Origin of the sequence: Herpetosiphon llansteffanensis (genome assembly GCF_003205875.1) — a bacterium.
Lineage (GTDB): Bacteria > Chloroflexota > Chloroflexia > Chloroflexales > Herpetosiphonaceae > Herpetosiphon > Herpetosiphon llansteffanensis.
This window is the reverse complement of record NZ_PUBZ01000166.1, coordinates 1-9,480: the sequence shown is the minus strand read 5'-3', so window position 1 is coordinate 9,480 and position 9,480 is coordinate 1. Positions and strand designations below refer to the sequence as shown.

Here is a 9,480-nt window from a genome sequence, read left to right as displayed (position 1 = left end):
CCCCTGATCCCCAACCCCCATACCTTACAATCCTGCAAACAAATCGTGCTCGTGGCTGGTTGGCGCTGGCACAACGCGGCTAAATTGCTCGCGGCCAAGAAAACGTTGGCGTAGCAAGCGTGGCACTTTAAAGCTCAGCGCCATTTGGCCAAGTTGGCTGCGATGCGCTTGCCAGGCAGCAACTTTTTGGTCAATCACGCTTGAGCAATCGACACTAGCCGTTGGCGGATTGACTGCATCCAAAATCTTTACAAAATCAACATCGCCATTATTGCCACCCTTACGCGGGTCGCGGCCCGAAAGTCGCCATGCCCGTACCATCAATTTAATCATCAATGGATTAAAGGTCGAGTAATACAATTTGCGTGGAGTCCACGTTGGCAAGCCAGCATCAAGTTGTTCGGGCAACCACGAGCCATCGCCAGCTCGCTCAAAGGCCATATGCGTTGCATGATGAATCGCAATATGATCGGGATGGCCATAGCCGCCATATTCATTAAAGGTAATCACCACCTGCGGCTGAATTGCCCGAATTGCGGCGGTTACTTTGGCGGCAACTGCTTCAACAGGGGCTTGAACCAAAGCTTCGGGGTGCTCGTTGGCGGGCGTATTGGCCATACCCGAATCACGATAATTTAAAAAGTGATAGGCTGCCAAACCCATGGCGTTGGCAGCATCGCCCAACTCGGTTGCGCGCAACGTGGCAATATCGCCATAGCCATGCAACAAACTTTGGTCAACATCGCCAGCCTCGCCACGGGTTGCACAAATATAATGCACGCTAACCCCGTGATGGGCATAATAGGCAATTGTGCCAGCGTTGCCAAAACTTTCGTCATCGGGGTGGGCATAGACAAACAGCAAGCGGCGGGTCATTGGCGCAGTATTCAGCCAATGCGATTCAATCCCATAAGCGCGCAGATCGCGTGGAAAATGCATGGGAGCGTTCCTCACACAAACAATAGGTATGGTCGGACGCTTTGGGCTGTTTGTCAAGAAGCTAGCCAGATTCGCCTTCGACTTATACCAAGCCTATAGTATACTTAAGCTACGCTGTTCTCCGAATAACCTAGCTTCATTCTGGCCCAACATTGCTCAATCACGCTAGTTTCGTTCATTCTATGGTGAGAGTTATGCATTGGCGCTCGTTTATTCCACGCACATTAAGCGATGCTCAATCACGCCAACAGTTATTGCTGGTGATGCTGAGAGGTGTCTTTTTTGTTTTTACACCTGTCCAAATTCTCTTAAGTTTGCTGCAAGCAAGCATTAGCTGGCCAAGGCTAGCAATCATTGCGCTGGTCAATCTGATCTGCGCTGGGCTGTGGCGTTTGGTCAAACACAACCAGCTTGATCTGGCAGCAACGCTGTTTGTTGGCTTATTTTGGCTGGTGTTCAGCGGCTTGATGCTCACAACTGGCGGCATTGCCTCGCCTGCGATCATCGCCTATTTTTTCGTTATTTTTGCAGCGAGCTTTTTGCTCAGCGAACGGGCTAGTTTACTGGTTGCCCTGCTCAGTTTAGGCGTAACCTTAGCCGCAGTAGTGCTTGAATTGAACCAACTGTTGCCAAAGCCATTAATTAGCTACACGCCATTTTCGCGCTGGCTAAGCTATAGTTTTTACTTTGGCCTGATGCTGGTATTTCAAATTGTCAGTGGGCGATTGGTCTATAACGCCTTGCAAAAAGCCCAAACTGAGTTGAGCGAACGCCAACGAGTTGAAGCAGAATTACGCCATTCTGAAGCCCAATATCGCCTACTTTTCGAAACTACGCCCATTGGCATTGGTATGGCCAAACTCGATGGCACTGTTATCGCGGTCAATCCAACCGGCACTCAAATGCTGGGCTACAGCCAGCAAGAATTTATGCAATTGAAGCTCGAACAATTGTATGCCTATCCCAATCAGCGCGCCGACATCATTCAAATGGCGCAACACCATGGCAAGATTCGCGATTTTGAAATGGCGTTTCGCCATCGTGATGGTGATTTAGTGTGGGCCTTGGTCAATGTTGATCTGCAATCGATCAACGATGAGTTGGTGACAATTTCGACCTTGCGCGACATTACCGGCCAACGCGCTGCTGAACAGGCCTTACGGACCAACGAGGCTCGTTTTCGCGCAATGTTTGAGCACGCAGCAATTGGCATTGTCCTAATTGATACCAATGGTGTGGCCTTCCGCGCCAACCCGACCGCCTGTATGTTGTTCAATTTTAGCGAACGCGATTTGCAACACGAGCCGTTTATCAACTTTACCCATCCCGATGACCGTGAATTTGAAATGAGCTTAAACCAAGAGTTGCTTGCTGGGCAGTGCGATTCGTATCAAATTGAAAAACGCTTTTTACGCTCCGATGGCGGGATTGTGTGGGGCCGTTTGTGTGCTTCGTTGGTGCAAGATAGCGACGATAAACCACTCTTTACCATCGCCATGATCGAAGATCTTAGCTCGTATAAAGCAACCCGCGTGCAACTCGACCTGCAAATGCAAACCCTCACCGCGCTCTACTATAGCTCGCAACGCTTAACCACCAAACTTAAAGTCGAAGAACTAGCCCGCGATGTTGCTGATAGCTGCGTTAATATTTTTGGCGCGCAACGGGCTTGGCTTACGCTCAATCAAAGCGATCAACTGCTTGACCAGACCAATTACAACGAAACTCAACTACCAAGCATCCAAATTGAGATAGAAGCAGCCGACCCGCTTGATGACAGCGCAAGCCAAACTATGGCTTTTCCATTGGTCAGCCATAATCACACCTTCGGCATGCTCAATTTGCAGAGCAACCAAGCAGATTTCTTCCAAGCTGAGCGCAACGATATGCTGCAAACCTATGCCAGCCAAGTTGCCGCTGCCTTGGATAATGCCCTGCTCTTCCAACATTTGCAACAAATCAATCACGAAGTTACCAGCGCCTACGATATGACGATCGAAGGTTGGTCGCGGGCCTTGGATCTGCGCGATCACGAGACCGAAGGCCATACCCAGCGCGTCACGTGGATGACCGAACAGCTCGCAGCGGCAATGGGTAAATTCAGCTCAGAGGAATTAATTCATGTGCGGCGCGGTGCATTGCTGCACGATATTGGCAAAATGGGCGTGCCCGATGCAATTTTGCACAAACCAGGCCCGCTCGATGATGACGAATGGGTGATTATGCGGCGGCATCCAGTCTATGCTTACCAGTTGCTTGCGCCAATTCTCTACTTGCAAGGCTCGCTCGATATTCCGCATTATCATCATGAACGCTGGGATGGCACGGGCTACCCCAAGGGCTTGCAAGCAGAAGCCATTCCATTGGCAGCGAGGGTTTTTGCCGTGGTTGATGTTTGGGATGCCTTGCGTTCGGATCGTCCGTATCGCAAAGGCTGGTCGGATCAGCGAATTATGGAATATCTGGCGACTGAATCGGGTAAACATTTTGATCCAATGGTGGTTGAGGTATTTTTGCAATTGCTCAAAACCATGAGTGTTGCCGAGGTACGTAACCAAGTCAGCGAGCAATGAAAAACAGGCGAGCTAGCACGCTAGCCCGCCTGTTGAGCGAATTTTAGCCTAATGCTTCAAGCAAGAGCGCTGCTTCATCTGCGCTAATCTTGCCACTTTGCACCATCTTCAAAATCGCCAACCGTTCTTGGGTTTTATCAACCGCTGGCGCTTCAGCTGCTGGAGTTTCAGCTGCTTGGGCAACAGGTGCGGCCTGCGCTGCAGCTGCTGCTTGCTCTGGCGTAATCCGCACGGTATCGCCGGTGTAGGCCACGTGTTGGCTTGATGATGAACCATCATCGTCGCTAATCGAGACGCGATGGGGCGCATTTGGCGCTGCTGGCGCAGCTGGGGCATTTGGTGCTGCTGGTGGCGCTGGCGGGCGTGGCGCATTTGGCCGCGCAACATTTTTCTCGATGTTGCCCAAGGCTTGGCCAATCGCCTCGTAGGCGCGGCTAATGCCTTCATCAGCAGCCCGCTTGGCTTGCTCCTTCAAGCGCTCGATCCGCTCAGGGTCGAAACGATATTCGCGTTCGTTGATGCGCACGCTTACTCGTTCGGCAGCTTTAGCAGCCCGTTCAGCAGCGCGTTCGGTCGCTTGCCGTGCCCGTTCAGCGGTACGTTCGCCACCACCAGCTCGCCAATCGCGGCTCATTTCGCTAAATTGGGCGGCAATATCGCGGCCCATCGAGGCTAAGTCGTCGGTAAAATCGCGAATTGCACGGTTGAAATCGTCGTTCTTCCAATTCCAGTTGCCGCCCCAATTATTGCTGCCAACGCTCTTTGATTGGCCAGCTGCAGCAGCGCCACGAATGCTCAAATCGCCTTGAACATTGACTTCGAGGCGGGCTGAACCATTCCCCCACGTCAGGCTAATTGAGCCAGGCTCATGCTCAGCCATTCCCGAAACATCGCCTTGCACAAAGCCGTTGACGGTCAAATTAGCATCGTCGGCAACTTCCAAAATCAGATCGCCACTCGCATTGGCGTGATAGACGTGCTCAGGAGTCCAAACAATCCCCAGTTTCAAATCGCCATCGACATGAATTGGCGCAAGGCTCTTGATTATGCCACGCAAGGTTGCGTCGCCGCTCACGCGGGTAATTGCCACATCACCAGTAATATCGCTGGTGCTCAAATCGCCATGAATATTGATAATACTAAGGTTATGCACTTGACCAATTTTCGCATCGCCATTGACATTTTTGACTACCACAGTATCAGCGTTCTCATAGATTTTGAGATCGCCATCAATGTTGGCAATGGTAATATTGGCGCTTTTGGTTAATACTGCATCACCCTGCACCGAAGCGCCTTCGAAGGTTTGCACATCGCGAATATTAAGATCGCCTTCGATTTGGCGGGTGTGCACTGCCGCAATGCCACTAATGTCCAGGTCGCCTTGCACCACTTCCAGCGTCAAAGTTGTGCCATGGGGCAAGCGCAATTCCAAATCATCGGAGCAGCGCTCGATCGAAAGATGGCCTTCTTGGGCACGAAAACTAATATCATCTTCAGCAACCTCAAACCACGCTTCGGCCACATCGTGGGCAATGACCCGTAAGTTTCCTTCACAAATGCGAACCGCCACGGTTGGATTCGTACCAATATTAATTCGTTGTTGCATCGCTCAGACTCCTTATTCAACCACAATTTCAATACGTTCGCCGTCTTCGAGATCTTCCATATCAACGATTTTGCCAGTCATACCGCCGCGAATTGCTTCCAACATTTCGTCAAAGTTAAGCGTCGTATGTTTGTTGGAAGCAAAGCGTGCACCGAGTTTCAAGCCAATGCTAATCAAGCCAACAGGAATATTGACATTGATTTTGTGATGGTTGGACTTCAAATCGGTTACCCGAATGCGGACCCATTGAGCACGCACTGGGCGAGAAATTCGATTGTTTGGCTCCATCACGCCAAGCAAGCGTGCTCCTTCTTCGGCAGTCAATTGGCCATTTTCAATCAGGCGCAAAATGCGCATGCGTTCTTCGGTTGCCATTGAATACCTTCCTAGCCTTGCAGCAGTTTGAGCGCTTCTTCGGCACTCAGTTCGCCTGTTTCAAGTTGCCGCAACACCTCGCGGGAATCAGGCCGCGAAATTGATGGCGGCGCACCCAAGGCAGCGGCGATTTCGTCCATGCGCATGCGCGCTGTCGTATACGAAACATTCAACGATCCTGCGACTTGGTTGACGTTGCCCCGATGTTGGGCCAAGAGTTCCACAAAGCTGAGTTGTTCGCGGGTCAAACGTCCCAAGCGCCCGAGCGTAAATTGGCCTTCAATCGCCGTGTTGCAAATTGCACATTCCAACCGAGTGCTGGTTAGTTCGCCCATACAAACTGGACATTGAGTTAAGATAGGATTCATCAATACCTCGCGAAGTATCAGTTCATCTGCGAAAAAGTGTAACCTATTCTGATAATAATTGTCAATCTATCTTATATTAATTTTAGATTAGAAAGTTTTAGCTAAAAAATAGCTGTTATTAAGATCCCCTCACCCCAACCCCTCGCCCGTGCGCGGGCGAGGGGCTTTAATCCCGTGGTTCGCTCCCAATTCCTTGGTGCAACACGAATGCTCCCCCTCGCCCGCGTTCAGTGGGCGAGGGGGTTGGGGGGTGAGGGATTACACCGAAACCATCGTTTGGATCGACTTGTTTTGAGGCCTAGAACAGGTATAATGGCAAAACATTTGAGCGACATCGAGCTTGCTAGCGAGGAGCATCTGTGGAACCGATATATATCGCCTTGGACTTGGAAACAACTGGCTTAGAACCAGGGCGCGATGAGATTATTGAAGTTGGGGCCGTTAAATTTCGTGGCAGCGAGGTTCTCGAAACCTACCAAACTTTGGTCAAACCCAAACAGGTGCTACCAATAAAAATTGCTCGGTTAACTGGTATCGATGCTCACGAATTGACCACTGCGCCAAGCTTCAATAGCATTGGCGGGCAATTGGCCAAATTTCTCAAAAGCTACCCAATTATTGGTCATTCAGTTGATGGTGATTTGCGCTTTTTGCAGCAACAAGGGCTAAAAGTGACCCAGCCCTATTACGATACCTTCGATTTGGCAACCTTGTTGATTCCGCAATTGCCCAATTATTCGCTTTCAACGATTGCCGAACATTTGCAAATTGCTCATCCCGATGCTCACCGCGCTTTAGCCGATGCCGAAGCTAGCCGCTTGGTGTTTACTGCGTTACTGGATAAATTATCCGAATTATCAGCCGCCGAATTGCATAACATCGCTCAAACCACCCAAAAATTGCAATGGCCGTTGGCCAAATTATTTGGCGAAATTGCCAAACGCCGCGTGCAAACGGTCTGGCAAGCACCAATTGAATTTCAGCCCAAACCAATTGTGCGCCCAGTTGCGCTTGAACCAACTGGCAACCAACAAGAACTCGATAGCCAAGCGATTGGCGCGATGTTTGGAGCCGAAGGTGGCTTTAGCCGTATGTTTCCTGGCTATGAGCCACGCCAACCGCAAATCGACATGACGGTGGCCATCGCCGAAGCGCTCAATCAAGGCGATACCTTGATGATTGAAGCCCCAACCGGCACTGGCAAAAGCTTGGCCTACCTTGTGCCAGCCGCCCAATGGGCGCGCCAACGCGGCGAACGGGTGGTCATCTCAACCAACACGATCAATTTGCAAGATCAGCTGTGCTCCAAAGATATTCCGACCGTGCAAGCACTCTTGGCCGAGCATCCCGACCAAGCGCCAGCGTTGCGCGCCGTGCAGCTCAAAGGCCGCAGCAACTACCTGTGTTTGAAGCGTTACGAAGCCTTTCGCGCCCAACCAGACCACAACGAAGATCAAACTCGTGGCTTGTTGAAGTTGCAACTGTGGCTGCCATCAACCAACAACGGCGACCGCTCGGAATTGATGTTAATTCAAGGCGAACAGCAGGTTTGGAACAATGTGAATGTTGATCCCGACCAATGTTTGCGCCAACGTTGCTCGCTCTACAACGAATGTTTCTTCTTCAAGGCGCGCGCTGAGGCTGAAAATGCCCATATTGTGGTAGCCAACCATGCCTTGTTGATGGCCGATGTTAAGTCGCCTGGCATTTTGCCACGCTACGATCATTTGATTATCGACGAAGCGCATAATCTCGAAGATGTTGCCACCGATCAATTAGGCTTTCGCATTTCGCAGCACAGCTTGAATGGATTGCTCAACGATATGCACAGCACAGGCGGCGCACGCTTGGCCAGCGGCGTACTCAACGAGTGGCCGCAACTCTTTCGCTTGAGCACGGTCGACCATAAAGAGCAACGCAAACTCGAAGATATTAGTACTGATGTGCGCCCGAATGTTGAAAAAGCTCGCGATGCAGCCCAACAATTGTTCAGCATTTTCAACGATATTATGGCCAAAGATCGCAGCGTAACCCAATACGATCCTCAATTGCGCATCACTACCAAAATTCGCCGCCACGCCGAATGGAGCCAAGTTGAACAAACATGGGAAAATCTGAGCATTAATTTGCGCAAAATTGGCGATGGTTTTGGCAAACTCCAAGCAATTTTGGATAATCTCGAAGGCCGCGATATTAATGGCTACGACGATTTGGTGATGCGGGTCAAGGGCATTGTCAATGCGTGCAGCGAATTGCAACGCCAATTTGATTTGGTGATTTATGGCAACGAAGAAACTGTGGCATGGCTGACCGCCGATCAACGCCGCCGCGAGTTGTTGGTCCAAGCAGCGCCAATTCATGTCGGGCCATTGCTCAGCGAAGATCTTTGGATGAAAAAACGCGCCAATATCTTGGTTTCAGCCACACTTTCGGTCAGCAATAGTTTCGATTACCCCAAACAACGCTTGGGCTTAGACCAAGCAACGGCCATGCAGCTTGATTCACCATTCGATTACAGCAAATCGACCTTGATCTATTTGCCAACCGATATGCCCGAACCGAATGAGCGCAATTATCAACGCGCCATGGAAGATGCATTAATTAATTTATGTAAAGCAACTGGCGGTCGTACCTTAGCCTTGTTCACCGCCAACACCTCGCTGCGCCAAACCTATCATGGCATTAGCGAAAGCCTTGAGCAAGCAGATATTTCGACCTTGGCCCAAGGCATGGATGGCTCGCGGCGTTCGTTGATCCAGCGCTTCAAATCTGATCCACGCACCGTTTTGCTGGGCACGGCCTCGTTTTGGGAGGGCGTAGATGTGGTTGGTGATGCCTTGAGCGTGTTGGTGATTACCAAATTGCCCTTCAGCGTGCCCAACGATCCAGTGTTTTCGGCGCGTTCCGAGGGCTTCGACGATGCGTTTGCAGAATACTCAGTGCCGCAAGCGATTTTACGCTTCAAACAAGGCTTTGGCCGCCTGATTCGCTCCAAGGATGATCGCGGGATTGTGGTGGTGCTTGACCGGCGCTTGCTCAGCAAAAATTATGGCCGCCAATTTCTCGAATCATTGCCCGATTGTACCGTGCAGCGCAAGCCACTTTCTGAGCTAGCAACGACTGCGGCCCGCTGGCTGGTTTAGGTTCCCTCACCCCCCAACCCCTCTCCCGCGCTACGGGCGAGGGGCTTTAATCGGGTGCTTTTACCGCCATGTGGCGCGCAACTAGGGTCGGCTCCCCCTCGCCCGCGCCCAGTGGGAGAGGGGGGTGACGTACAAGGGTCGGTGTTAAGATTCCCTCACCCCCAACCCCTCTCCCGTGTGCGGGCGAGAGGCTTTAATCGGGTGCTTTTACCGCCATGTGGCGCGCAACTAGGGTCGGCTCCCCCTCGCCCGCGCCCAGTGGGAGAGGGGGGTGGCTTTCAAGGGTAGGTAGTTAACACCGGTGACCATGGTTCAGGATAAAAACGTCCAACGGGAAGTGGCTGGTGGATCATGAGGTGGGTGATGATCAGCAAGAGGCCACGCCGGAAACAGCTGAGCATGCGGGGACGGGCGGCCACCACCGCAGGTGGCCACGTTCCCTTGGGCGGGGGTTCGTCCTCACCCGTCGCGTTCGC

Annotated in this window: 6 protein-coding genes; 2 read left to right on the top strand and 4 right to left on the bottom strand. The window is 51.5% G+C overall.

The annotated features are described in order from the left end of the window. Positions 1-24: 24 nt before the first annotated feature. Positions 25-939, bottom strand: a complete 915-nt coding sequence (locus tag C5S61_RS25800) for a PIG-L family deacetylase (protein ID WP_110520343.1) — start codon at positions 937-939, stop codon at positions 25-27. 194 nt (positions 940-1,133) lie between these two features. Between C5S61_RS25800 and C5S61_RS25795 the strand changes: the two genes are divergently transcribed. Continuing rightward, positions 1,134-3,512, top strand: a complete 2,379-nt coding sequence (locus C5S61_RS25795) for a PAS domain S-box protein (RefSeq protein WP_164689790.1) — start codon at positions 1,134-1,136, stop codon at positions 3,510-3,512. Between the two features lie 43 nt (positions 3,513-3,555). Here the strand turns inward: C5S61_RS25795 and C5S61_RS25790 are convergent, their stop codons facing one another. The 3 genes from C5S61_RS25790 to C5S61_RS25780 are packed head-to-tail and all read right to left on the bottom strand — an operon-like array spanning position 3,556 to position 5,861. Continuing rightward, positions 3,556-5,118, bottom strand: a complete 1,563-nt coding sequence (locus C5S61_RS25790; RefSeq protein ID WP_110520340.1) for an SHOCT-like domain-containing protein — start codon at positions 5,116-5,118, stop codon at positions 3,556-3,558. 12 nt (positions 5,119-5,130) lie between these two features. Continuing rightward, entirely contained in the window at positions 5,131-5,493 is a 363-nt protein-coding gene (locus tag C5S61_RS25785) for an SHOCT-like domain-containing protein (protein WP_054532368.1), read from the bottom strand. 11 nt (positions 5,494-5,504) lie between these two features. Further along, positions 5,505-5,861 carry a DUF2089 domain-containing protein gene (locus C5S61_RS25780; protein ID WP_054532367.1) on the bottom strand — a complete coding sequence of 119 codons (357 nt, stop codon included), beginning with the start codon at positions 5,859-5,861 and terminating at the stop codon, positions 5,505-5,507. Between the two features lie 359 nt (positions 5,862-6,220). Here C5S61_RS25780 and C5S61_RS25775 point away from each other — a divergent pair, with 359 nt between their 5' ends. After that, the gene (locus C5S61_RS25775; protein WP_110520338.1) at positions 6,221-9,004 is read left to right on the top strand and encodes a helicase C-terminal domain-containing protein; all 2,784 of its coding nucleotides are present in this window, start codon (positions 6,221-6,223) and stop codon (positions 9,002-9,004) included. Positions 9,005-9,480: the final 476 nt, after the last annotated feature.

Bases quoted from the DNA above. Each gene is read 5' to 3' on its own strand.
- C5S61_RS25800 (WP_110520343.1), bottom strand. From the start codon at position 939: ATGCATTTTCCACGCGATCTGCGCGCTTATGGGATTGAATCGCATTGG.
- C5S61_RS25795 (WP_164689790.1), top strand. From the start codon at position 1,134: ATGCATTGGCGCTCGTTTATTCCACGCACATTAAGCGATGCTCAATCA.
- C5S61_RS25790 (WP_110520340.1), bottom strand. From the start codon at position 5,118: ATGCAACAACGAATTAATATTGGTACGAATCCAACCGTGGCGGTTCGC.
- C5S61_RS25785 (WP_054532368.1), bottom strand. From the start codon at position 5,493: ATGGCAACCGAAGAACGCATGCGCATTTTGCGCCTGATTGAAAATGGC.
- C5S61_RS25780 (WP_054532367.1), bottom strand. From the start codon at position 5,861: ATGAATCCTATCTTAACTCAATGTCCAGTTTGTATGGGCGAACTAACC.